Annotated in this window: 23 protein-coding genes; 5 read left to right on the top strand and 18 right to left on the bottom strand. The window is 49.3% G+C overall.

The window, feature by feature from the left end; genetic code table 11:
* Positions 1-86: 86 nt before the first annotated feature.
* Positions 87-467, bottom strand: coding sequence for a hypothetical protein (locus tag ABGV42_RS23020; protein WP_347383848.1), 381 nt, complete (start codon positions 465-467; stop codon positions 87-89).
* 125 nt (positions 468-592) lie between these two features.
* Between ABGV42_RS23020 and ABGV42_RS23015 the strand changes: the two genes are divergently transcribed.
* Positions 593-862, top strand: a complete 270-nt coding sequence (locus tag ABGV42_RS23015) for a hypothetical protein (RefSeq protein WP_347383847.1) — start codon at positions 593-595, stop codon at positions 860-862.
* Between the two features lie 110 nt (positions 863-972).
* Here the strand turns inward: ABGV42_RS23015 and ABGV42_RS23010 are convergent, their stop codons facing one another.
* Positions 973-1,710 (bottom strand): cyclase family protein, encoded by a 738-nt coding sequence (locus ABGV42_RS23010; protein WP_347383846.1) that lies wholly within the window; start codon positions 1,708-1,710, stop codon positions 973-975.
* A gap of 227 nt (positions 1,711-1,937) precedes the next feature.
* Between ABGV42_RS23010 and ABGV42_RS23005 the strand changes: the two genes are divergently transcribed.
* A complete protein-coding gene (locus ABGV42_RS23005; RefSeq protein WP_347383845.1) occupies positions 1,938-2,816 on the top strand; it encodes a PhzF family phenazine biosynthesis protein in 879 nt (292 codons plus the stop codon).
* Positions 2,817-2,938: 122 nt separating this feature from the next.
* Here the strand turns inward: ABGV42_RS23005 and ABGV42_RS23000 are convergent, their stop codons facing one another.
* From ABGV42_RS23000 to ABGV42_RS22990, 3 genes are read right to left on the bottom strand one after another with little or no spacing between them, the layout of a single operon-like run.
* Positions 2,939-4,144, bottom strand: coding sequence for a cation:proton antiporter (locus ABGV42_RS23000; RefSeq protein ID WP_347383844.1), 1,206 nt, complete (start codon positions 4,142-4,144; stop codon positions 2,939-2,941).
* A 3-nt stretch (positions 4,145-4,147) separates the two neighbouring features.
* On the bottom strand, positions 4,148-4,654 hold the full coding sequence (locus ABGV42_RS22995) for a cation:proton antiporter regulatory subunit (RefSeq protein ID WP_347383843.1): 507 nt from the start codon (positions 4,652-4,654) through the stop codon (positions 4,148-4,150).
* Positions 4,644-5,117, bottom strand: coding sequence for a GreA/GreB family elongation factor (locus ABGV42_RS22990; RefSeq protein WP_347383842.1), 474 nt, complete (start codon positions 5,115-5,117; stop codon positions 4,644-4,646). The genes ABGV42_RS22995 and ABGV42_RS22990 overlap by 11 nt, the downstream gene beginning before the upstream one ends.
* A 388-nt stretch (positions 5,118-5,505) precedes the next feature.
* On the opposite strand from ABGV42_RS22990, the gene gdhA reads away from it, so the two are divergent.
* On the top strand, positions 5,506-6,882 hold the full coding sequence (gene gdhA / locus ABGV42_RS22985; RefSeq protein WP_347383841.1) for an NADP-specific glutamate dehydrogenase: 1,377 nt from the start codon (positions 5,506-5,508) through the stop codon (positions 6,880-6,882).
* A 221-nt stretch (positions 6,883-7,103) separates the two neighbouring features.
* Here the strand turns inward: gdhA and ABGV42_RS22980 are convergent, their stop codons facing one another.
* The gene (locus ABGV42_RS22980) at positions 7,104-7,643 is read right to left on the bottom strand and encodes an NADPH-dependent FMN reductase (RefSeq protein ID WP_347383840.1); all 540 of its coding nucleotides are present in this window, start codon (positions 7,641-7,643) and stop codon (positions 7,104-7,106) included.
* Between the two features lie 558 nt (positions 7,644-8,201).
* On the opposite strand from ABGV42_RS22980, the gene ABGV42_RS22975 reads away from it, so the two are divergent.
* The gene (locus ABGV42_RS22975; protein ID WP_347384468.1) at positions 8,202-9,026 is read left to right on the top strand and encodes a pentapeptide repeat-containing protein; all 825 of its coding nucleotides are present in this window, start codon (positions 8,202-8,204) and stop codon (positions 9,024-9,026) included.
* Between the two features lie 95 nt (positions 9,027-9,121).
* On the opposite strand, the gene ABGV42_RS22970 is transcribed toward ABGV42_RS22975, so the two are convergent.
* The 12 genes from ABGV42_RS22970 to ABGV42_RS22915 all read right to left on the bottom strand — a co-directional run bounded on the left by ABGV42_RS22970 (position 9,122) and on the right by ABGV42_RS22915 (position 22,742).
* On the bottom strand, positions 9,122-10,099 hold the full coding sequence (locus ABGV42_RS22970) for a diaminopimelate dehydrogenase (protein ID WP_347383839.1): 978 nt from the start codon (positions 10,097-10,099) through the stop codon (positions 9,122-9,124).
* 168 nt (positions 10,100-10,267) lie between these two features.
* Entirely contained in the window at positions 10,268-10,447 is a 180-nt protein-coding gene (locus ABGV42_RS22965; RefSeq protein WP_347383838.1) for a hypothetical protein, read from the bottom strand.
* Positions 10,448-10,491: 44 nt separating this feature from the next.
* On the bottom strand, positions 10,492-11,475 hold the full coding sequence (locus ABGV42_RS22960) for an alpha/beta fold hydrolase (protein ID WP_347383837.1): 984 nt from the start codon (positions 11,473-11,475) through the stop codon (positions 10,492-10,494).
* Positions 11,476-11,769: 294 nt separating this feature from the next.
* Positions 11,770-12,525, bottom strand: coding sequence for an exodeoxyribonuclease III (locus ABGV42_RS22955; RefSeq protein ID WP_347383836.1), 756 nt, complete (start codon positions 12,523-12,525; stop codon positions 11,770-11,772).
* Between the two features lie 130 nt (positions 12,526-12,655).
* A complete protein-coding gene (locus tag ABGV42_RS22950) occupies positions 12,656-13,213 on the bottom strand; it encodes a GNAT family N-acetyltransferase (protein WP_347383835.1) in 558 nt (185 codons plus the stop codon).
* A 189-nt stretch (positions 13,214-13,402) separates the two neighbouring features.
* The gene (locus tag ABGV42_RS22945) at positions 13,403-16,396 is read right to left on the bottom strand and encodes a beta-galactosidase (protein ID WP_347383834.1); all 2,994 of its coding nucleotides are present in this window, start codon (positions 16,394-16,396) and stop codon (positions 13,403-13,405) included.
* An 84-nt stretch (positions 16,397-16,480) separates the two neighbouring features.
* Positions 16,481-17,983: a glycoside hydrolase family 30 protein gene (locus ABGV42_RS22940; RefSeq protein ID WP_347383833.1), complete on the bottom strand. Its 1,503-nt coding sequence runs from the start codon at positions 17,981-17,983 to the stop codon at positions 16,481-16,483.
* Between the two features lie 82 nt (positions 17,984-18,065).
* Positions 18,066-18,911 (bottom strand): carbohydrate ABC transporter permease, encoded by an 846-nt coding sequence (locus ABGV42_RS22935; RefSeq protein ID WP_347383832.1) that lies wholly within the window; start codon positions 18,909-18,911, stop codon positions 18,066-18,068.
* The gene (locus tag ABGV42_RS22930; protein WP_095289650.1) at positions 18,904-19,791 is read right to left on the bottom strand and encodes a carbohydrate ABC transporter permease; all 888 of its coding nucleotides are present in this window, start codon (positions 19,789-19,791) and stop codon (positions 18,904-18,906) included. The genes ABGV42_RS22935 and ABGV42_RS22930 overlap by 8 nt, the downstream gene beginning before the upstream one ends.
* Positions 19,792-19,874: 83 nt before the next feature.
* Entirely contained in the window at positions 19,875-21,146 is a 1,272-nt protein-coding gene (locus ABGV42_RS22925) for an ABC transporter substrate-binding protein (RefSeq protein ID WP_347383831.1), read from the bottom strand.
* A 181-nt stretch (positions 21,147-21,327) separates the two neighbouring features.
* A complete protein-coding gene (locus tag ABGV42_RS22920) occupies positions 21,328-22,356 on the bottom strand; it encodes a LacI family DNA-binding transcriptional regulator (protein WP_347383830.1) in 1,029 nt (342 codons plus the stop codon).
* A gap of 95 nt (positions 22,357-22,451) precedes the next feature.
* Entirely contained in the window at positions 22,452-22,742 is a 291-nt protein-coding gene (locus tag ABGV42_RS22915) for a hypothetical protein (RefSeq protein WP_347383829.1), read from the bottom strand.
* Positions 22,743-22,951: 209 nt separating this feature from the next.
* Here ABGV42_RS22915 and ABGV42_RS22910 point away from each other — a divergent pair, with 209 nt between their 5' ends.
* On the top strand, positions 22,952-23,326 hold the full coding sequence (locus tag ABGV42_RS22910; protein WP_347383828.1) for an iron-sulfur cluster biosynthesis family protein: 375 nt from the start codon (positions 22,952-22,954) through the stop codon (positions 23,324-23,326).
* The last annotated feature ends 162 nt before the right edge of the window (positions 23,327-23,488 follow it).

The following is a 23,488-nucleotide window of genomic DNA, read 5'->3' as shown; positions in this document are numbered from 1 at the left end:
CCAAAACGGCTGCTGACAGGATCACTCCATGGTCCTGGCGGCAGCCGTTTCTTAATGATGAAGATTGTATATTTGTGTTAAATTGTCTATCTGGAATATCTTCGCTGCAGGCCAGGCAGCAGAGTAACGATCTGAATCGCAAGGCCCCATGCCCAATATCGATCCGGGTAGAGGTTAAGTTTTTCCCCTATTCCCCAATGAGAGTGAGCAATAAGCGAAATAGCAATCACGATCGGCATTATACCTAGAACCAACAATAGTATGATTCCCGGGAACAAAAAATTGCCAAACGGGGAATGTTCCAGCAACGAGTTTGGCATATGGAGGAGACTTCCGGATGGATCGATAATGAGGCCTCCCCCTCCTACGATCGCACCAATGCCCAAAAATCCTTGCAATAGGATAAGTGCCCATGACAATCTGCCGAGACCCTGTTTACGCCTTATTCGTTCTTCGCCTGCTCCCATACCTCACCCTCCAGACAAGTATACAGATGTCACTGCATTAACTGCATTTTCTATTCCATTTTTACATATGGAGCAGATTGATCCTGTGCACTTTTTCACTAAATCTGTCACGGATGAAATGGATAATGGTAAAACTTGATAAAAGAACGTACGTTCGGTATAATGATGTTATCCTGAATGAGCGAGAGGCAGATATGGACGACAAATTTATTAAGGAATTACGCGAGATTAGTCGGGATGATAGACGAAGATCCGAATTCATGATTCAAGGCATGAAAGAAACACTAGAAGAAAGAAAGCAACAGAGCATACTTAAGCGCTGGATTCGGCGCAAGAAAGCAGAGAAGAAAATCTCACAACGATTCAATCCGAATCCCCACTCGGATCAGAAGTAAGACATACAAAAGGAGGCAACTCGTGCCTCCTTTACTACATATGAGAACGGATCATCTAGTTAATAGCCTTTGAATTTTAATAAACTTGGATTCATCTGAAAGCTAATGTATCAAGGCAAAATGGCAAAGGACCTGACCGGAAATCCGGATGCCTTTTCGGCCTTCGGTACAATGTTGAAGATCACTGCACCTTTTGCTGGTACCTGGTCCAGATTGGTTAACAATTCTACCTGATATGTATCCTGAGCAAGTACATAATATTCCGCGAGAAGTGCACCATTCTTCTGATAATCCACAGCTGAATCGGTATCGAAGGTTTCATGGCCAATGGCCTTGATTTTGCGTTCCTCGAACAAAAACATCAGTGCACTAACCGACCAACCGGGCGCATGGCTGTTGCCTTCCGTATCCTTGTTGTCGAACTTTTCATGACTGGGCCAGCGTTTGCTCCAATCTGTACGAAGTGCCACGAAGCTGCCTTCTTCAATCACCCCGTGTTCCTTTTCAAATTCAAGAATATGCTCGACATCCAGCGTAAAGTCCGGATTGCTCGCCACGGCAGCAGACTGGTCAATGACCACAAGCGGCAGCACTAGCTCCTTCAGCCCCAGCTCATCCAGATAACGCGTGTCACGTACAAAATGAATCGGTGCATCCAGATGGGTGCCGTATTGACCGGGGAATTTGAAGCTCTGAGCAAAAAATCCTTGGTCGTGATTGAACAGCGTATCAAACTGGGCTGCATCAAAAGCAGAGAAGTGCGGCGATTCCGGCCCGAAGGTATGGGTCAGATCAACCCACTTTTTCTCTTTTAACAGTTGAATGGCTTGAATGAGTTCATTGGACAATGGGATCACCTCATACGCAGAATGGAATAAATTTCTACTATTATATCTTAAACCTCCATATATGGGAATGCAGTTCTGTTCCTGCCTCCAACCCTGTGCAGCGACTCACTTGACCTTCGATCAACAATTGCTGACCGGCCTCGTTTCATCAGTTCAGGCATCAAGCATGATATAATTGGAGCATTCTCATTTTTCACGAACCAACTGGACAAGCGAGGTAAAACAAAATGGAAATAGAGGTACGTACCTTACATGCATTTTCTGATACGCCTGAGGGAGGCAACCCGGCTGGGGTCGTTCTACAAGCAGAGCATTTGTCTGCTATACAGATGCAGGACATTGCCCGACAAGTCGGCTTTTCCGAAACGGCATTTGTTATGCCCTCGGATTTTGCCGATTACAAAGTACGTTTCTTTACCCCAAACCATGAAGTTGACCTCTGTGGACATGCAACGGTGGCGCTATTTTATCTGATGAAGGCCGAGCAGATTGTCGACGTGGGTGTGTATACGCTTGATACACTTGCAGGAATTCTCAAAGTAACCGTTGAGGAAGATGGTGACGTCTATCTATCCCAGACGCTTCCGCAGTTTGGAGAGCTGGTTAACCGGCAGGACATCGCAGACTCCCTGCAGATTCCGTTGCAGGATCTACATCCTGAACTGCCTGTGCAGATCGTGTCTACCGGGCTGCATGATATATTAATTCCGGTTAGGCATCCTGATGTTTTGGCAACCATTAACCCTGACCTGCGGCATATTGCCGACATCAGCAAAGCTCATCAAGTGGTGGGCTATCATGTGTTTGCACTCGAAACGCAAGGTAATGCAGCTTTGGCAGAATGTCGGAACTTCGCCCCTCTATACGACATCCCGGAAGAGAGCGCCACAGGTACATCCAATGGTGCATTGCTGTGTTACCTGCATAAGTATCAACAGCTTCCAACTCCCCATGATCAGACTTTTATGATCCAACAAGGGTACACGATGAACCGTCCTTCGAAGATCCAGGGCAGAATAACACTCGGCCCTTCCAACGAGATCACTCAGGTTCGGATCGGCGGAGTCGCCGTGCATACCGAGAATATTCAGATTCAACTTCCCTAGAGCAAAACGAATTTTCCCCCTCGCTCGTTTACCTCATTTGGGAGCAAGGAAACCAAAAAAAAAGCGCCACACCCGAGAGATGAAGATCTCTCCGTGGTGTGACGCTCCTACCAGAATTCAATCTAACCTGTCTCTTTCCTTCGTAATCGGTTCCTTAGACGCTCATATTGTCCATATATCCACGGCGCCTCCTTCGTCAGGATTGGACCCAGCACCGCCAGGATCAGCACATACAGCACGGCAAATGACTGGATTGAAACCATCAGTCCCCCGGCCTTGCCAATGTTCGCCATAATGATCGAGAACTCCCCTCGGGAAACCAGGGTAAATCCTACCTTGAGCGAAGCCTTGGGCGTCATTCCGGACATTCTGCCTGCAATCATTCCTGCGCCATAATTGCTCGCGATCGTTAATATGACTGCAATGATCGTCATCCCGACAGCACCCCCAAGGGAAGAGGGTTCAATGGTCAGTCCAAAGCTGAAAAAGAAGATCGCGCCAAAAAAGTCCTTGAACGGCATGACCTGATGCTCAATTCGTTGCGCATGCCTCGATTCACCGAGTACCAATCCCATCATTAACGCACCGATGGCCTCGGCAACATGCAGTGTTTCCGAAAAACCAGCCACCAGGAAGAGCAATGTCATCACGGTAAGCAGAAACAATTCGGATGATTTGATATTCAGCGCCTTGTCAATATACTTGATGCTTTTCCGGCCAATGATCAGAAACAGCACAATGAACAGCATCGCAGACAAGGATACCAACAGTACGCTGAGGAATGAGGTTGCCCCGCTAAGAACGAGGCCTGTCAGGATCGAGATATGGATGGCAATGAACAGATCGTCAAACATGATCATGCCCATAATAATCTCCGTTTCGGGATTCGCCGTGCGCTTCAGATCAACGAGCACTTTGGCCACAATTGCTGTAGAAGAGCTGGTCATGATGCCGCACACCACCAGCGTCTCTTTTAACGGTAACTCCATGAACCAGCCCAGCAGCAGACCGGAAGCAAAATTAAGCCCTACATAGAACATGCCGCCGGTCAATATGGCTTTGCCCGATTTCATCAATCGGGAGACCGAGAATTCAAGTCCAAGATAAAATAAAAGAAACAAAATGCCTAGCCTGCCCATAAATTCAATAAATGCCGAGCTTTCGATGAAACGCAGATCCACAATGCCGATCTGTGGCGCATGCGGTCCAACCGCCATCCCGATCAGAATGTAGAAAGGAATGACCGAAAATCGTAATCGTGCAGATATTAGCCCCGTAAGTGTAATCAGCGCAACAGCAATTCCCACTTCGAATATGAGCATATCCATAGGCTACAACCGTCCATCGGATAATAACCGTTTTAATTGCCTGATCTGATCCCGTTCCCCTGCAACGACAATGGTAGCCCCAGAGGCAAACACATAGTCCGGACCCGGATTAAATTGTTTTTCCCTGTTCTTCTCCACCACGGCCAGAATGACAGCCCCTGTCGCTTGACGGATATTTAACTCCCCAATCGTTCTTCCAATGCTCATGGAATGAGGTTCAATTCGCAACCATTCGATCAGCAAGCCTTCGAGCATGACTTCCCGTTCCTCCTGGAACTTGGGCTTATATGTCATGCCTCCCACGATGGCGGCGACCGCCCGGGCCTCTTCGTCATCTAAGGTAACAAGGGACAGCATGTCACCTACGTCTTCAGGCGTCTCTCCGGCTTCCATGTGAAACAGATCACGCCGCTCATCATTATGAATGACTATGATCAAATGCTCCCCACTGCGAGTATGCAGCCAATACTTCCGTCCAATTCCCGGTAAATCCGTCTCTTTAAAGTGCATGATCCACACCTCCTGAAGATACCGGATTCAAGGATGCACTGTTCCAAGTGATCTCTGTGATACGCACCCTCATGGAACCAGCCGGGATCGAAACAGATCTCGTTTCCCCTTTGCTGCTAAGCAGTAATTGACGTCCCACAGGTGATAGAAAGGAAATACGTCCTGCATCCGGGTCTGCCTCGTCAGGCATGACAATCTTGAATGCATCAGACGTATGAAAATCAATATAGTCAAATCGGATTTCGCTTCCTATGAGCACAACCGAATGAAGAAGTTCATCTGGTCCCAGCAGCAGCTTCTGGACATACCCGGTGTAAGCAGACAATAATTTTTCCATCTGTATTCGTTCAGGTTCACGCACGTCAAAATAGGCGTCGAGAAATGTTCTTTTCTCTTCACCCAATGTAATCAGCTGTTTCACCAGCATTTCTCTGCATTGTTGTAGATTAGACCTATGGTTCATAATAGATCTCACCTCCTATACAAGCTTTGTTCTCCACGTTGATTCGTATGTTGCTGTTCATCATCCTGTTTTCCTCCTTCTGTTAGATAAAAGCCCCGGAAACCGGGGCCTTCTTACCATCTTACCAAAACTAATTTTTTAATCCAGTCTATTCAGCTAACTTCCCGTTTAAAATTGGCATTTGGTTATATTATCCAATTATTATATTCCAACCTTTACACCGTATGATAGATCCATAGAACATTTTAATAACGTCATAAAAAACATTTTATGGGTTTTCATCTCGTATTTTTATTTTCTTTCCTGTATATTTAACTACAAACTTTTATGCAATTTATGCAAATAGCCAACCACAGACTTTAACACAATAAAGGAGTGCATCGAAAAAGTGTCCACTATTACTCAAGAATCAACTCAAGTCACTGCTGCAGAATATGTTCATTCCGTCTATGAATCGGTTATCGCCAGAAATCCGCAAGAACATGAATTCCATCAGGCTGTAAAAGAGATTCTGGACTCACTCATTCCTGTGATTGAAGCACACCCGAAATACATGAACAACAGCTTGCTCGAACAGCTGGTTGAACCCGAACGTGTCATTACGTTCCGCGTACCTTGGGTCGATGACCAGGGCAAGGTCCAAGTGAACCGTGGATTCCGCGTACAGTTCAACAGTGCCATCGGCCCTTACAAAGGCGGACTGCGCTTCCATCCTTCCGTTTATTCAGGAATCGTCAAGTTCTTGGGCTTCGAGCAGATTTTCAAGAACGCATTGACCGGACTGCCCATTGGCGGCGGTAAAGGCGGTTCCGACTTCGATCCCAAAGGAAAATCTGATCTGGAAGTGATGCGTTTCACGCAAAGCTTCATGACAGAGCTGTATAAATATATCGGCTCCGATACAGATGTACCTGCAGGCGATATTGGCGTAGGCGCGAGGGAAATCGGTTACATGTTCGGACAATACAAACGCATTAGCAGCGGGCATGATGCAGCTGTATTAACCGGTAAAGGTCTGCTGTATGGCGGAAGTCTTGCACGCAAGGAAGCCACTGGGTTCGGCTGTGTGTATTTCGTGAACGAGATGCTGAAATCCAAAGGCCTGAGCTTCCAGGACAGCACAGTGGTTGTTTCCGGTTCAGGCAATGTATCCATCTACGCCATCCAAAAGGCTCAGGAGCTCGGTGCCAAGGTTGTGGCTTGCAGTGACTCGGGAGGATACATATATGATGCAGAAGGAATCAACCTGGATACCGTAAAACGATTAAAAGAAGTGGATCGCCTGCGGATCAGCGAATATCTCAAAGAGCATCCTCACGCGGTGTATACCGAGGGCTGTGCTGGCATCTGGTCCATCCCATGCGATATCGCACTGCCTTGCGCAACGCAAAATGAAATTGATGAACAGTCCGCGGCGCTGCTCGTGCAAAACGGAGTTAAAGCCATCGGTGAAGGAGCCAACATGCCTTCCACGCTTGATGCAATCGAGCTTTTCCTGAAAGAGGGCGTTCTGTTCGGCCCGGCAAAAGCAGCCAATGCAGGTGGAGTTGCGGTGTCCGCTCTTGAAATGTCTCAGAACAGCATGCGCCTGTCCTGGTCATTTGAAGAAGTGGACGCGAAGCTGCATGAGATCATGCGGAATATCTACAGCAGCTGTGTAGAAGCAGCGGATCAATATGGCTGTACGGGCAACCTCGTAGCGGGAGCTAACATTGCAGGCTTCCTGAAGGTAGCCGATGCCATGCTCGCTCAAGGTGTAGTCTAAGTTTTAAGTAATTTGGCTGTCTCACTTGAAGCGTGTGTACATCATAATTAATCTTAACTTTATTGATGAAGGACAGTTCTCCTTGAGGAGTGCTGTCCTTTTTCATCCTTTGAAATGAAGGGAGTCACTCCAGGCTTCCACAGGGTGATATGGTCAATGTGCTCGCTGTCCTCCCTCACGCAAAAAAGCCGCCAAAATGGCGGCTATCACATTCCATATGATTATGAACGAACGGTTTTCAGCGCCCCACTCCAGGACAACACTTGGTCCAACATTCCGTTGAGATTGGTCAAATGCAGATCAGCCGGTTTGAAGGTTCCGTTATCAAAATCGGTGAATAAAGAAAGCGCCGGGTGAACACGAACATCCGCAACCGACAGTTCTCCGAGAATACCACGCAGGTGTTCTGCCGCACGTGCACCACCTACAGAGCCATAGCTGACAATTCCTGCAGCTTTATCGTTCCAGGCTTCACGAGCATAATCCAGTGCATTTTTCAGTGATGCGGAGATGCTATGATTATATTCCTGCACGATAAATACGAATCCATCGAGGCTCGCCAGCTTGGTGTTCCAGGCTGTAGCCTGTTCTGTTGCATCAGCTTCGCCCAATAGCGGCAGCTTATAATCGGCAATATCCACGATTTCATAGTTGGCATCCCCGCGTGAATCTGCGATCTGTTTAACCCATTCTCCAACTTGCGGACTCAATCGACCTTCACGCGTACTCCCAAGAATAATCCCAATATTTAATTTCGTCATCTTTGTTTCCTCCTCTTGTGTGTTGTTGTTTGCTTTTCCGAATAACTTATCCATAAATCCCATATCTACACCATCCTGCATCCGTTTAATTGTTTGGCTTTGCATTGATAATAAGTTATATAATTTAATTAGTCAAGTAACTTACATAAAGTTTGCAAATATTTTTTTTATCTCTACTTATCATATCAATGTTGGTCCCTATTTATGCTGTATTTACTGCCCGAGCAATTAATAAAAAAGTCACGCTCCCAAATGAATCTAGGAATGGGCCTATGCTTAATTTTGAGTATAACCTTACTATCCAAACCAATGGCATGATTCGTCTTAAAAATGGTCACAACCACGCCATCGAACTTAGGTGCTAACCAAGCTTAATGCCGCTGCTTCCTGACTCGTGTTACATGTGATAAATGGCAGTGCCTCGCTAGATAAATAACTCCTTTATAAGAATTGATCAAATTCCAGTGTAGTGGTAAAGTGGTACTGACATTCTATATCCAGTTTTTTCATTTATTAAAGGAAGTGTACACAGTGTCTAATTTATCCCACGGCAGCACAATGAGCCCTCATTTATACACGGACTGTGAGCAATGTTTCGGCCTGTGCTGCGTTGCCTTGCCTTATGGCAAATCATCCGACTTTGCTTTTGACAAAGCCAGCGGCACCCCCTGTTCCAATCTGCGCGCAGATAATCGCTGCGGCATTCATACGCAGCTCCGGCAAAAGGGATTTAAGGGCTGCACCGTTTATGACTGCTTTGGTGCAGGCCAGAAGCTGTCCCAAGTGACCTATGCGGGCAGAGATTGGCGGGATCATCCGGAATCCGCTGCCGAAATGTTCGATTGCCTGCCGGTCATGAGACAACTGCATGAACTGCTCAGTTATATGAACGAAATGCTCATGCGCCCGGAAACCTCCTCTCTTCACGACGCCATCCGCAGCGTATACCAGGAGACCGAACGTCTAACCGATCTGGAGCCTTCCGCGATCCTGCGTCTGGATATTCCCTTTCAGCGGGCAATCGTGAACGATCTTCTGCTGCAGGCGAGTGAACTGGTACGTGCACATGCGCCATCCAGCAGCCATGAACAAGGAAAGTCCAAACGCAAGAAATTGAAAGGAAGAGACTTCCTGGGAGCCAATCTAAGAGGAGCGGACCTCCGGGGAGCAAGCTTTCGCGGCGCGTTAATGATTGCTTGTGACCTCCGTAATGCCGACTTAAGATATGCCGATCTGATCGGTGCCGACTTGCGTGATGCGGATCTGAGCGGAGCAGATCTGACCGGGAGCATTTTTCTCACACAATCCCAGTTGAATGCAGCCAGAGGCAATTCGCGTACCAGACTGCCGGCTCATCTCAACTTGCCTGCGCACTGGTCGTAACGATATCCTGCTGCAACAGCAAACAGCCCGTCCCTCATGATGAAGGACGGGCTGTTGCTGTTTATTGCGATAAATGGATCATTATATTTATAACCTTACAGAAGATCGCGGCGAAGTTCCTCAGCGGATTTCGGGGACAGGTGACCAAGTGGAATATCAAATACCGTTTTGGCCCCTTTATGTCCTTCCAGGCTCAGACGCTGTGCAGCCCGTGCATAAGCGACCAGTACACTAGCGGTAAATTCAGGGTTGCTATCGAGCTTCAGACCAAACTCCACAATTTGCTTTTGTCCTGTACCGGTAACACCACTACGAATAACAAATCCACCGTGCGGCATACCTTCATGTTCCGATTTAAGCTGCTCTTCAGAAATGAATGTTACCGTTGTATCGTAATCTGCAAAATAGTTCGGCATGGATACAATGGTTTCACGAATTTCATCCTGGTTGGCACCTTCTTCAGCCACCACATAGCATTGACGCAGATGTTTCTCGCGTGTGGACAATTCCGGTGTCTCTCCTGCACGAATCCGGTTGATGACTTCTTCAACAGGTACAGTGTACTGAACACCCGCCTTCACACCTGGAACTCGGCGGATCGCATCGGAGTGACCTTGACTGACCCCTTTACCCCAGAATGTGTACTCTTTACCTTCTGGCAGAATGGATTGAGCAAGCAGGCGGTTCATGGAGAACAAGCCTGGGTCCCAGCCTGTGGAGATCACGCTTACGTGACCGCCTTGCTCTGCCGCAGCATGAACTTCCGCATAGAATTCAGGAATTTTGGCATGTGTATCGAAGCTGTCCACTGTATTGAACAACTTGGCAATGGCAGGTGTCTGCTCCGGAAGATCCGTTGCCGAACCGCCGCACAGAATCATAACATCGATTTTACCTATGTATTGCTCAGCAGCAGAGATGTGTTCAAAACGTACTTCTGTACCTTCTGCAACCATCTGCTCCGGGTTACGCCGTGTAAATACGGCAACGAGTTCCAAGTCCGGGTTTTGCGCAATGGCTTTCTCCACGCCTTTACCCAGATTTCCGTAACCTACGATACCAACTTTAATCATTTCGATCCTCTCCTGTCCTCTTCTATAGTTGTCTACTACTCTCGTATAAAGATATAACATACCATGTAACTTGTTAGGTTTCCAGTCGAAATAAAAAATACTTTGCATAAATGGCAGCAGCAGGCTGCTTTCATGCAAAGCGAGAGCCATCCTTCCCTTATCGTGGATCTAGAAAAACAAATGAAACATGTGAATGATGTAATCCGACGGTTCGGCAAAATGTGTAACAGATGCTGCATCCACTCTGGCGGTGAAGCACAAGAAAGATAGGGTTAGAATCAAGAGAGAGAGTAAACCGCTTGCCAGGAGCAAGGATGTGAATTTCGTTACGACCCTTAATTTTCTCATCCATTCTGCCTCCTGTTCGCTGTCTGTTTCGGGGATCATATGATTCATTTGCTGCCTGTTGACTTAGCCATTTCCAATATGGCATCCGCTACGTCATCCGGTTGACTGTTATGGATGTAATGCTCCGCGTGAGGAACGATCTGCTGTCTTCCCTGTATGGACCATGAGGCAAACTCGGCTTGATCTGCCTGCCATGCCTGGCTTCCCTCACTTGGTTGGTCTGATCCCGCCGTCAGGATCGTTAGGGGAAAAGAAAATTCCTGTTTGTTCTCCAGCACGCGGGCTGCGTTGATCCTGGAACGATGGATCTCATCCATCACGTTGTCATTGTACGCATGCTTCAGCGTCGAACTGGTAGCGGCCTTTTTCATCGGTTCTGCAACCAGATCCGGGTCAATAACCAGCGTTGCCATCATCCGATCCGAATGCAGCAATGTACGTGCAATGCCTGTTTTCACCAGAAACCTTGCTGAATCGAAATACCAGTCTGGCGCATCCATCTCCACTGTGCTGTAATATTCAGGACTGCCCCCATCGATCATGACGATACCTGCCACCTCATCCGGATACAATTGTGCATATCGAAGCGTCTCCAGAGATCCCAGGGAGTGGCCCACCATGATATACGGTGGTCGCTGACCGGATTTGCGCAGCAATTGATGAACTTCATCTACAATGGTATCGATGTCACGCGGCTGCTCCGTATAGTCGCTGTATCCATACCCGAATCGGTCATATACGGCAATTTTCACGCGGGATTTCAGCTTGTCGTACAGCGGACTGAAATCCACGTAGGGATTCGGTGTTCCCCATCCTGATGCGAGGACAACTGTCGAAGATCCCTTTCCTGCCGAGTAGAGGTGCATATTGCGTCCACTTACTTCATACAGCCTACCAGGCGGCGTGTATGACTTCATATCCTGTGCAGACTGATAAGCCTCGTAAGCCGTACCTGTAAGCAGCAGCAGACCTGCCGCAAGCATCAGTCCACCCAATACTTTCAGTCCTCTTCGTAACCCCTTGTTCATCGCTCCTCTACCCCTTACACGCTAATCTCATTTTCTTCTATGTCTTGAACAACACTCATATATGTATTCTTCAATCCTACCTAAGATCCGTTATAAGCGGAACAATCCGGGGTCCAGTTCTTCCCCCAACCAAAGTCCAGTTCATGACTTACCCTGCGGGCGGAGGAGGGGCTGTCTAGTATCCATAAGAGGAGACAGACAGCCCGGCCACACCAAAAAACCGCAAATCTCCAATGTATTATCGGAAACTCGCGGTTCGCACCTTATTCTAAAGTTTAGCCTATTCAGCGCCTGCTACAGTTGCAGCGTCAGACCGACTGGACAGTGGTCACTGCCCAGCACATGACAGTCAATGTTCGCATCTTCGACCAGCGGTGCCAATTGATTGGACACAAGAAAATAATCAATGCGCCAGCCCACATTCCTCTCCCGTACCTTCGGCATATAAGACCACCAGCTATATACGTCCGTGCGATCTGGATACAAATGCCGGAAGCTGTCCACATATCCCGCCGCCAGCAGTTCGGTCATCTTCCCTCGCTCTTCCAGCGTAAATCCGGAGTTGCCCATATTGGGCTTCGGATTCTTCAGGTCAATCTCCTGATGAGCCACATTCAGGTCACCACAGACGATGACCGGCTTGGTCTGCTCAAGCTGCAGGATATATTTCAGGAAACGATCCTCCCACTCCAGTCGGTACGGAAGACGGGTGAGATCACGCTTCGCATTGGGAGTATAGACATTCACCAGATAAAAACGGTCAAATTCCAGCGTAATCATCCGGCCTTCCGGTTCACTGTCTTCCTCCATCCCGTAACGGACGGATAACGGCTTGATCCGGGTAAATACGGCTGTACCGGAATACCCTTTTTTGATGGCATAGTTCCAGTATTGGTATACCTCTTCCCCAAGGTCCATCTCAATCTGGCCTGCCTGAAGTTTGGTTTCCTGTACACAGAAAATATCTGCCTGGCTTTCTTTATAATAATCCATGAATCCTTTGGTAACGCATGCCCTTAACCCATTCACATTCCAGGACACCAGCTTCATATCCTCATCTCCTCACATCTCCCCAATATAGCATGGGCGAATTCATCAGGACAAGGCTATCCGCCTGGATAATTGGAATGGGAGATGCGCGGCTTTTAGCCTATGTGATTCCTAACCAGCTTATATTGCCTTATACCTCGCTCTTTAACTTGGAGAACACCGCAAGATCGATGTACCGTCCCTTTTCAAACTCATGCTGCCGCAGCAGTCCTTCCTGTTGAAAACCAAGCTTGTGCAGCAGCCTGATCGAGGCCTCATTCTTCGGTTCCACTTTCGCTTCAATCTTGTTCAGCTGCATGTTCATGAAGCCAAAATCCAGCACGGCACGTGCTACCTCGGTCATGACGCCCTTCCCCCAATACTCGGGATGCAAATCGTATCCGATCTCTGCACGGTTATGTAGTTCTTCTCTATTCAGGAATCCGCAGGTACCCACCACTTTACCGGACTCCACATCTTCAATCATCCAGCGCAAACCGGACTGCTCCCTGAAAATCTTCGCATACCAACCCATCTCATCCAGTGCATCTTCCACCCTTTCAAAAGGCGTAAACGGCATAAATTCCACAACGGTCTCATTGGAATACAACGCCAAAATATCTGGAGCATCCTGTTCAGCTGCGGCGCGCAGGTTGAAACGGTCGGTCTTAAGAATAGGAAATTCGTCAAACGCAAACGGGGTATTCATGGATCGTCTCCTTTAAGCAAAGCTGTTATCTAAATCTTCTAATCTATATACAGATGTTTCCTAGCCATTGTACCAAAATCATGAACAAAAGACTCCTTTATTGCATAGCAGATGATCCAAACAATCACCGTACTATTCAAAAAGGAGTCTTGCTGCACACGGCTAACCGTGCCTGTTCACACTTGCTGGCTATTCGATTACAACCCATGGATATCGGGACGGCCCATCATACAGAAGTCGTATTCGATCAGGTGTACAACCTTCCTCATCAAATATGAGCAGTTCATTCTCATCCTGGAGCCAGGAAACAGGAACTTTGTAATCTTCCTGCGGACCAATCTGCCAATAGCGGCCCAGATGATGTCCATTCAAATGTAGCGTTCCCTTGCTCATTCCAGTAAGACGCACCATCAGATTCACTTGGTAATGTTCCGGCACACTAGGCCGGGAGAACTTCCAACGGTACCACATTGGCTGGCCATATGAACGATCAATTAGCGGATTGGCCATACGATTGCCACCATACTGAGCGGCACTTTCAGCTCCCATTTGATTATCTGTTTCATCGGATGTATCTAGTGTTCCCCACTGCTTGGGAAGCAGAGCTTCGTTACCTGCCATCCGCCAGTCTGTCAGCTCATCTTCACTTCGGTACATGATCAGCTCCAGCCGATTCAGCGGAGTTCTGCTGTAAGGCATCTCCAGTGTGTTGAACTCACCCGGTTTCAAATAGAGTGACAGATCCACCGTGTGAAATGAAAACCAGTCCTGATATCCTTCGAGCGGTACATCGATGCCATTAACCCGCAGCCCCCTGCTCACAGCTCCAACCAGAATGGCACGATCCATGCCATCCAGGGTAAAACTCCGGCTGAGAAGCGTATTTTCCTTTTCCTCCAGATGATGTACTTCATCCAGATGAACAATCCCACTTGCTGCTTGCCAGTCCCGCCGGATGTCCTGTACGGAACCGCCAAGATACACAGGCCCTGACAATCCTTTGCTTTCTCCCAGATGTGGCGAGAAATTCAGTCGTCCCATGTGCTGGATCAGGATCTGAAGCCGGTTCTTTCCTTCCACAGTCCTCACCTGGATCGCCGCAGCGCCAACCTGCCTCACCAGAGCCTGTTCCGCGCCACCAAGGTATATTCTGGCCGTATCCTGAAGATCCGGCAGAATGAGATTGCTCGTACCGCCATCCTCACTGTGGAAGTCACATTCATAGAGCAGATATCCGTAATCCTGCCCGTACTTAGCGAAGTGTTCCGGCTGACCGCTTGGTGATTGTCCTATCGCTTCCAACGTTATGCGTGACACGTCCGGGGATTCGGGCAACCTTGGAGGCATCGGCAGCGTGGGCAGCTGCTCATGGTGAGTTCCCTTTGCTGCATGATTATGATGTGTATCCTCCGCACAATTGGACTCCGCTGCGGTAACCCGATGGATAAACTCGCGTCCGGTCAGCATCTGTTCACCACCGGGCCAGCCACCAAGCAGCAGAATGGACCGATCCGGATCGGAGATCATGCCCTCGACCTGCCCGGATGGCAGAAGGTTGACATCATCCAATCCAATGGCATAACGCAGCTGTTCCTGACTCACACCTTCGATTCTCCAGGTACGATCCATGGCTTCACTATCCAGCACAATGATGCGGAGCGGGACGCCGCCAGCCTCCAGACGAACCGTCCCGGGTTCGCGGAAATGATACAAATCCAAACGCCGGACATCGCTTACCGGGTCATGATCAAGCAGAAGCTGCATGCTGCTGCTGATCACTCGCAGTGACGGGGCCTCCAGCTCCACAACCGAACGCTGTCCCGTATCTCCTACAATGAACAATGTTCGTTCTCCACTCACGATTTCGTTGCCTGCAATCCATGCACCACCGGTCAGAAAGACATCATCCGCGATCCGAATCCGGTCAAAAACCGGAACGATCTGTCCAGGACCCAAGGCAACAGGAAGTGTCCATCCTTCTTCCAGCGTAATTGGAACCGTCTGACGTTCATCCAGGTGACTCTCCAGGAACCAGATATTCTGGTCGCCGAAACGCCGGCCCCGCACGGAGATTCCTGAAGGGTGGCGTACGCCAATCTCTGCTTCCGGAATCTCTTCGGATGCCATGAGAAACGCTCCGAAAGCATTCACGAAATAGGACCACTTCTTGGTCACCGCGTACTTCGGCGTCACACGCCCGTATTCATTCAGCGGGGCATCATAGTCATACGAAGTGATCATGAATATATCACTGCTGCCCACGGTTCTTCCGCCATATCCGCCAAAGTTGGTCCCGCCATAGAACATGTAATGGCTGATTCCGGTATATCCGGCACGGAGAATTTCCATCAGTCGCTTTTCCAGTAATGGCGCCGTTTTCTGAATGGCAGATGGGCCGCCCCAGTTTTCGAACCAGCCGGTCCAGAATTCCGTAACCATCTTCGGTGTATCCGGCTGTTTGGCACGCAGCTTCGCATAATGCCCGTCAGCGCCTGACCAGAAATTGGCCCCCTCGATCGTGCCCTCTGCCCCACCCACACAGGTGATAAGCGGAACATCGATTCCGCGACGGAGCAACCCATCCCTAAGATAATACATATGGTCGCTTGCTGCGACGTCATCCATCAGATAACCGTATTCGTTCTCGACCTGTACCAAAATGACGCTGCCCCCTGCGGAAACCTGGCGCTCCCGAATAATCGGTACGATCCGGTCGAAGTACAGGTCCACATAGTGCAGATAGGTTTCGTTGTTTTCACGGAATTTCATGTTCGGTTTCGTTTCCAGCCAATAAGGAAATCCGCCAAAATCCCATTCCGCACAGATGAACGGTCCTGGACGTGCGATGACCCACATGCCCAGTTCGGCACACAGATCCAGGAAAGCCCCGCAGTCGTGATCTCCATCAAACGCCCATTGTCCTTCCTCGGGTTCATGCACGTTCCAGGCAAAGTACGTATCGATACAGTTCATACCGGCCAGTTTCGCTTTAACCAATACCTCCCGCCACTCTTCCCTTGGCATCCGGAAGTAATGTATGGTTGCACTGTTCAGAAATACACGTTGTCCATTCCACATGAAGCTATGCCGGTCATAACTCCATTCCGAAGAAACACGGTTGTCAGCCCCAGGATCTGTAATCTGCTCCTGCTCATGAAGCAAAAGGGATGGTTTCTCTGTCAACGCATTCCCCTCCTTCTTTTGTATGTGAGTTCATATGTCTTTCGTTTATCCCTAATCAAGCGAGCCTGTCTGCGCCTGTTTCATCTATTGGCCCGCTTTCAGCGTTACACCTTCCAGAACGACGGTTGTCACGGAATTGTCCGCCACAGACACTTCCAATCCATTGGCATACACCGGAATATCCTCAAGCTGTTCCATATTCCGGTCCGGTGAGGTCTGGTACACCTGCGCGGTGGACGAATTTGCAACGTCAAAAGAAGACTGCAAATCAAACGCCTTTTTCCCGGCAGACAGTTCATTACGAATGACCAACACCAGTCTCTTGCGATCTGCGTCATAGGCAGCCAGCGTACGTCCATCATCGGTCGGTATAATCTTCGTACCCGGACGAATGAACTTGGTGAACTGGGCCATGCCGTAATACTGCTTCGTCATCTCATACTGCTCTTCCCCGTTAAAATTAGCATGGATGAAGCCCCAGTTATTATTCGCACCTTCATCTTCAACTGCCTGCCAGTAGACCCAGGCGGAAGGCTGCATAATCTTCAGATCAAACATTATCCGCTCCGCCAGTTCCTGTACGGATGTCATATCCTCGTGATGATGTGGTTCACTGCCTCCTGTACCATACTCAGACATCCACAGTTTCTTGCCATGCCGCTCAGCCAGGGTCCGCAGTTCCTCCATTTTGCTTCCATTATAAGAGTGGGTGTTGATCTGGGCGATCACATCCAGCGTATCCTGATCATAGATGCTGAAGTTGTGCACCGTCTCATCAATGCTGTTGTCGTCCGCAGCACTGATCACCGTTCCATCCAACCCCTTGCTTTTCAGGGATGCAGCCACCTTCTTAATAATCTCAGCCTGCTTGTCATTGGTGAAATGGCTGCCCTCCTGCATATTACCTTTCTTCCACCAGTCCGAGGAAGGTTCATTCAGCGGATCAAGCGTCCGGAACGTAATGCCCCACTCATCCCGGTAATGCTTCACCACTTCGGTCAAATAATCGGCAAAGGCATCATACTGATCCTCACGCAGATTATTGCCGCCGTCCACGGCACCCGTGACCGATCCGCTGATCGTCATCCAATACGGTGGTGAGTTGGAGAACGCTTCAGCAATGTTGACTCCGCGTTCCAGGGAGCCTTGTAATACAGACCGCTGCCCTGCATCCGCCTTCCAGTCCCACACGCCCGGTTCAGGCTGGAAGCCGGGAACATCTCCGCCGGGGCGAAGCGCCTTCATCTCCGGGTTTTCCTCTCCGCCGATATTGTAACGGACGATGTTCAGTCCCAGCCCTTTTTCCGCATCAAACACCAGATCCATCACTTCATCGACCTTGGCCTGATCCTTCCATCCCCCCAGATCGTTGGCCCACCACGCGAGTGACGTGCCCCATCCTTCAAAATGGTCATAGGACTTTTCCAGTTGCAAACGTACCGGCTCACTCTCAAATGCAAGCGTCCTGGATCTTTCATTGGCAAAATGATTCACGATGATTCCTCCTCCCACCAGAAGCACAATCAGGGCCATACCGATCAAGGTATAGCTCCTTTTGCGGCTGCTGCGTTGTTTGTTATCGGCCATGGTTCACCCAACCCTTTCTCCATGCACGAACATGACATCCACTGACTTTCACGGCAGGTTCAATCCATGTACACACCTCCCGTTACTTGATTCCGCTGCTGCCCCCGCTAATATTGGCTTCATAGACATAACGCTGTCCAAACAGATAGACCAGCACCATCGGAATGGTTAGGAACAAGGAAGCAATCATGACCAGGTTCCAAGGAGGCATCTGCCCGCCACCTACTGTGGTAAGAAGCTGAACGCCGAGTGCGAGTGGCATCTTCTCCGGATCATTAATGTAAATGAGCGGCCCCATGAAGTTCCCCCAATTATAGGAAAACGAGAAAATGGCAATGGCCGCCAGGATGGGATACGTCAGCGGCATGATGATCCTCCAGTAGATGCCCGGATGTCCCATGCCGTCGATCATCGCCGCTTCATCCAGCGACTTCGGAATGCTCATCACGAACTGGCGAATCAGGAATACGTTGAATGCCCCTGCGAAGAAGCTCGGTACGATGAGCGGATAAAACGTATTGATCCAGTCCAGATGACGGAAGATGATGAACTGCGGCACCATGGTGACCTCACCCGGAATCATCATGGTGCTCAGCAGAACGATGAACAGAAACCGGCTGCCTTTGGCCTTGATGCGGGCGAAGCCATAAGAAACGATGGAAGCTGACAGTACCGAGCCCACGATGGTGAACACGGTAATGATGATTGAATTTTTCAGATAAGTGCCCAGGTTGTTGTTGGTGAAAATCGTGTAGAAGTTCGACCATTGAAACTCCATCGGCACGAATGTAAAGGCTGATTTCACCGTCGTTGCATCACTCGCCAGCGCGATCGAGATCATGTACAGGAAGGGGGAAGCAAGCAGCACCCCGACCAGGACCAGAAAAATGTAGGATATCGTTTTCTCTGCAGCGGATGGATTACTCATTGGCTTTTCCCTCCTCGTAGTGCACCCATAGTGCCGATGAACGGAACACAACCAGGGTGAGTGCCATGATGATAATGAACAGCACCCAGGCTATGGCTGAGGCGTAGCCCATTTTGTAGAACTGGAATGCATTTTGAAACAGGTAAGGAACGACCATCTGGCTCGCATTGTCAGGGCCGCCCGCTGTAACGATGAACACCTGCGCGAACGTCTGCAGCGCTCCGATCATTCCGGTAACCAGGTTGAAGAATATGACGGGCGTGAGCATTGGAAAAGTAATATGGAAGAAAGACTGTGTGCTCTTCGCCCCGTCAATGGCAGCGGCCTCGTACAGCTCCTGGGGAATGCCTTTCATACCCGCCAGCAGCAGTACCACGCCACCCCCAACACCCCAGAGGGACATGAGAATCAATGCAGGTTTGACCCAGTTCGGGTCGAGCAGCCAGGCAGGACCCGGAATGCCGAAGATGGACAGAGCTTTGTTGATCAATCCTTCGGTCGGTGCCAGCAAATGAATGAAGAGCAGCGAGCTTGCTACGACTGGTACGACCGACGGCAGATAGAACAATATGCGAAAGAAGGTAATGCCCTTGATTTTTTTGTTCAGATAATAGGCAATCCAGAGGGAAATCGACATCCCCAGCGGAATGGATATCAATGCATAGAAGAACGTATTGCCCACGGACTTCCAGAACAGCGGATCATCGGTGAGCAGCGTTTTGTAGTTATCGATACCGATAAATTCCGGGGTCTGGAACAGATCCCAGTTGGTGAAGCTCATATAGATGGAAAACAGGATCGGACCCAGGGTAAGCCCCAGGAAACCGATCAGCCAAGGCGAGATGAAGAGATAAAACCATTTCCCGTCTTTTTTTCTCACGTTAAGCCCTCCCCATGACGTAGAGAGCAGATGGAGATTCGCACAAGTTCATGTGCTGCGCTCCATCTGTCCCCCTGTCCATGCTATTTGTAGAGTCGTTCCAGTCCACTCTGAATTTCGGTTACCGTATCATCCAGTGAGGCCTTGTTGTTGAAGTAAACGCCAAGCTTGTCATTGATCAGTTTCATCATTTCGTTCCATTGCGGGTTGAACGGTTCTGCATAAATGGTCGATTCACTGAAAGCAGCCATGTTGATCTTCTTGCCGCCATATTCCGCATTCAGGAATTCATCGCTGGACAGTCCCGCCTTCGTAGCCGGTGCATCCTGTCCCGCCTTGATCATCGGCATCTGTGCCTCAGGCGTCGTAAGTGCTTCAATGATCTTGAACGCTTCCTCCTTGTGTTTGGACGCATTCGTGATGGTGAAGCCGTTGAAGAATGCGTTTGTCTCACCCCATACCGGAGAGATATCCCAGTTAATGCCTTCCACCTTCGCCAGTGAGCCGATGTTCCAGAATCCGGTTGTTTCCATTGCGATTTTGCCCTGAGCGAACAGCGGGTCTGCACCGATATTGCCCATGTCGGCAATCTCTGTCGGCGTCGGTCCTGCACCGTGCGTGAAGATCAGGTCATTCATGAACTGCAGTGCATTGCGCACCGGTTCGGTATTGAAGGTTGGCTTGCCACTTTCGTCAAACAGCGAGCCGCCATTCTGGTAGATCAACTGCATCCATTGCGGCCACCAGCTTCCTGGGTAGTACCCCCATTGAACCGTCTTGCCGTTCTCCTTCACCGTCAGCTTCTTGGCTGCTTCGAGCAGGTCTTCCTGGGTCCAATCCTTGGTTGGGTATTCCACGCCAGCCTTGTCGAACAGATCCTTGTTATAAAAGAGTACCATCGCGCCTGCGCGATCCGGCATGCCGAACTGCTTGCCATCGTATTTCATGAGGTTCGCGATGTCATCGGAATAGCGTTCTGACATGTTGACATTATTTGCTTGGATCATCTCATCCAGCGGGATAATCTGATTTTTGGAGGCGTACGCCTGATAGTTCTCGGCAATCATCATGATGTCGGGTGCAGTTCCCCCCGCGATCATGGTCTGTACCTTTTGGTCATAATCTCCGGCAACCACGTTGAGCTTCACGTTAATATCGGGATAGGTTTGTTTCACAATGTCGAGTCTCTCCTGGTAAATCTTCTTCTCGTCCTCCGAGCCCCAGATCGTCATGCTCAGATCAACCTTGCCTCCAGCCCCGCCGGCTGAATCGCCGCCGTTTCCGCTGCTGCAAGCTGTCAGAACCACGACCATAACCAACATCAATAACGAAATGACCTTTAAACTTCTTCTCATACGGTACGCCCCCTCGAAATAATGAATGGATGACCACGATGAAACCCATTTCATGAAATGGGTTTCATAAAGCTTAAAACTAAAACCCGTTCCACATCATGAAAGGGGTTTCATTTACGGACTCATTATATTTCACCTTCCGAGGGAATGTCAACGCTTTCTTTTCTAGATGTCCGCCCCTTTATCGCTTGGCAGGTCCTGTGCTCTGACGGATGATCAGCTCCGGCTGCAGCACGGTCTGCTTCTTCGCCTGTCCCTGATTAATCAGCTCATGCAGCTTATCCACCGCCAGCTTGCCAAGCTGATACGTATTCTGTGACACGGTCGTCAGTTCCGGAATAACCGCACTGGCCAGCGGCGTATCGTCGAATCCCACGATGGAAATATCCTGCGGAATCGACAGGCCATGTTCAATCGTTGCCTTGATCGCACCAATGGCGGTATAATCATTCACACAGATGACTCCTGTCGGTGGATTGTCCTGCTCCAGCAGCTTGGACATCTCCCGTTTGCCGTCATCGATGGAGAAACTGCCGAGCAGCTGGCGGTCTTTCGGTATTTCGAGTCCATGCTCCCGCAGTTTTTTCTGCACGGCCTTGACCTTGACCATCGTTGTGGACAGTTCTCTCAGTCCGCCTACAAAAGCGATGTCCCGATGTCCATGCTCCACCAAATGTTCCGCAGCGAGTACGGCCCCTGCCGCTTCATCCGTGTAAACCCGGTGGAATCCTCCTTTCGGAATATTGCCATTGACCAATACAATCGGCATGCGTTTGCCCATGTCGATCAATTCCTGTGCCATGTCGTCCGGACAATGCTGCATGTTGATTCTTCCACCGAGGAAAATAATGCCGTCCACCCGTTTTTCCCGCAAAATGGACAGATACTCGGATTCCCGGTTGTAATCGCCCGCCGTATTGCACAGAAAGAACGTGTATCCCAAGCCGCGTGCCTCATTCTCGGCACCCCAGAATACTTCTGGGAAGAACGGATTGGTAATGTCGGGAAGGATGATGGCGATCGTGCCCGTCTCTTTCTTGATCAGGCTGCGTGCCTGCGCATTGGGCTGGAACTGGTGCTTTTCGATAATCGACATGATCTTCTCTCTCGTGCTTGCCCGCACGGGTGCCGTGTCGTTGAGCACCCGGGAGACGGTCGCTACAGATACGTTCGCTTCTTTGGCGATGTCATAAATGGTGATCGGTGTCATAAGTGGAACCTTCCTTTGTCTATAATTTTCCTGCTTATCATACCAGATAAGGATGGGCGATGAAATGGGTTTCACTCTGATGCATCAACCTCGGGTCAAAATAAACAGCTTAGCAGCTGGACATGGGCGGGCAATACTACACCGAGCAATAGATCCATGTCGGATTCAGCTGCTGCATCGGCGGTTATCGTGTGCGTCTCCATCCGGGGGACAGGCACAATGCCCTGCAGATCCGAAGCCACAATCAGTGCATCCACACCCTCAGGCAGCCCGGAAACCGTACCATGATAGATGGGCAGCTGTGCCTCGGCCACCTCTCCCCCGGGGATGGAATTCAGGTAATCATACTGCTCGACCGGCTGGTCGTTTAGCTTCATGATTTTCATGCCAATTTACCTCCTTCGCTGACAAAACACTGTCCTGTTCTCGTTAGATCATACGGTAAGACGGATTAGCGTTTATGTATTGCTCGCAAGCTTATTCATGAAGCCATTTCTCGTTAATTTCCTTTATTTTGGCCTCGATTCCTCTTCTATTTTACACCACTCGCCCATATATTAGATTGTAAGCGAATTCATAAGGTGATTAGAGGAGTGTGAACGACGTTATGATCATTCAGGTCAGCCCGCTGGCAGAATCAAGACTTAACGCGATGCTGGGAGATCGGCCAGGCTATTTAAAGCTGTTTTATGACACCGATGGATGCGGATGCGATGGCACTGCGGTCCTCCTGATCGTTAACGAACCGGATAGTGATGACATTCCGATTGAATCCGGTACGCTTCCTTTTCTCATCAACAAACAACAGCAGATCTACTTCGAGTCCAACCTGCGTCTGCAATCGGAAAACAGCTTCCCTTCCTATCGGCTGAGCAGTGATTCCATGATCTATGGCAGCAATGTCAAGGTCCATGATCTTCGGGATACCGTCAACTCTTCACCCGAGCCGCTCAGTTGGTTCGTCCGCTGATCTATTTTACGACGCTTAATCACATATGCAAAAGCCGGTACTCCAGGGTGGAGTGACCGGCTTTTGTTATGAAAGGTACGGAAAGCCGTGTTTACACTCCGAATTTTCGGTTATCACTATGTCATTCTATATAAGCTGCCTCTTGACCAAACTCGCTTTCAA

Source organism: Paenibacillus pabuli (assembly GCF_039831995.1).
Taxonomy (GTDB): domain Bacteria; phylum Bacillota; class Bacilli; order Paenibacillales; family Paenibacillaceae; genus Paenibacillus; species Paenibacillus pabuli_C.
This window is presented reverse-complemented; position numbering and strand designations above follow the sequence as displayed.

What these genes read in the sequence shown, in the direction of transcription:
- ABGV42_RS23020 (WP_347383848.1), bottom strand. Translation starts at nt 467, where the DNA reads ATGGGAGCAGGCGAAGAACGAATAAGGCGTAAACAGGGTCTCGGCAGA.
- ABGV42_RS23015 (WP_347383847.1), top strand. Translation starts at nt 593, where the DNA reads ATGGTAAAACTTGATAAAAGAACGTACGTTCGGTATAATGATGTTATC.
- ABGV42_RS23005 (WP_347383845.1), top strand. Translation starts at nt 1,938, where the DNA reads ATGGAAATAGAGGTACGTACCTTACATGCATTTTCTGATACGCCTGAG.
- ABGV42_RS23000 (WP_347383844.1), bottom strand. Translation starts at nt 4,144, where the DNA reads ATGGATATGCTCATATTCGAAGTGGGAATTGCTGTTGCGCTGATTACA.
- ABGV42_RS22995 (WP_347383843.1), bottom strand. Translation starts at nt 4,654, where the DNA reads ATGCACTTTAAAGAGACGGATTTACCGGGAATTGGACGGAAGTATTGG.
- ABGV42_RS22990 (WP_347383842.1), bottom strand. Translation starts at nt 5,117, where the DNA reads ATGAACCATAGGTCTAATCTACAACAATGCAGAGAAATGCTGGTGAAA.
- ABGV42_RS22980 (WP_347383840.1), bottom strand. Translation starts at nt 7,643, where the DNA reads ATGACGAAATTAAATATTGGGATTATTCTTGGGAGTACGCGTGAAGGT.
- ABGV42_RS22975 (WP_347384468.1), top strand. Translation starts at nt 8,202, where the DNA reads ATGAGCCCTCATTTATACACGGACTGTGAGCAATGTTTCGGCCTGTGC.
- ABGV42_RS22970 (WP_347383839.1), bottom strand. Translation starts at nt 10,099, where the DNA reads ATGATTAAAGTTGGTATCGTAGGTTACGGAAATCTGGGTAAAGGCGTG.
- ABGV42_RS22965 (WP_347383838.1), bottom strand. Translation starts at nt 10,447, where the DNA reads ATGAGAAAATTAAGGGTCGTAACGAAATTCACATCCTTGCTCCTGGCA.
- ABGV42_RS22960 (WP_347383837.1), bottom strand. Translation starts at nt 11,475, where the DNA reads ATGAACAAGGGGTTACGAAGAGGACTGAAAGTATTGGGTGGACTGATG.
- ABGV42_RS22955 (WP_347383836.1), bottom strand. Translation starts at nt 12,525, where the DNA reads ATGAAGCTGGTGTCCTGGAATGTGAATGGGTTAAGGGCATGCGTTACC.
- ABGV42_RS22950 (WP_347383835.1), bottom strand. Translation starts at nt 13,213, where the DNA reads ATGAATACCCCGTTTGCGTTTGACGAATTTCCTATTCTTAAGACCGAC.
- ABGV42_RS22940 (WP_347383833.1), bottom strand. Translation starts at nt 17,983, where the DNA reads ATGGCCGATAACAAACAACGCAGCAGCCGCAAAAGGAGCTATACCTTG.
- ABGV42_RS22935 (WP_347383832.1), bottom strand. Translation starts at nt 18,911, where the DNA reads ATGAGTAATCCATCCGCTGCAGAGAAAACGATATCCTACATTTTTCTG.
- ABGV42_RS22925 (WP_347383831.1), bottom strand. Translation starts at nt 21,146, where the DNA reads ATGAGAAGAAGTTTAAAGGTCATTTCGTTATTGATGTTGGTTATGGTC.
- ABGV42_RS22920 (WP_347383830.1), bottom strand. Translation starts at nt 22,356, where the DNA reads ATGACACCGATCACCATTTATGACATCGCCAAAGAAGCGAACGTATCT.
- ABGV42_RS22915 (WP_347383829.1), bottom strand. Translation starts at nt 22,742, where the DNA reads ATGAAAATCATGAAGCTAAACGACCAGCCGGTCGAGCAGTATGATTAC.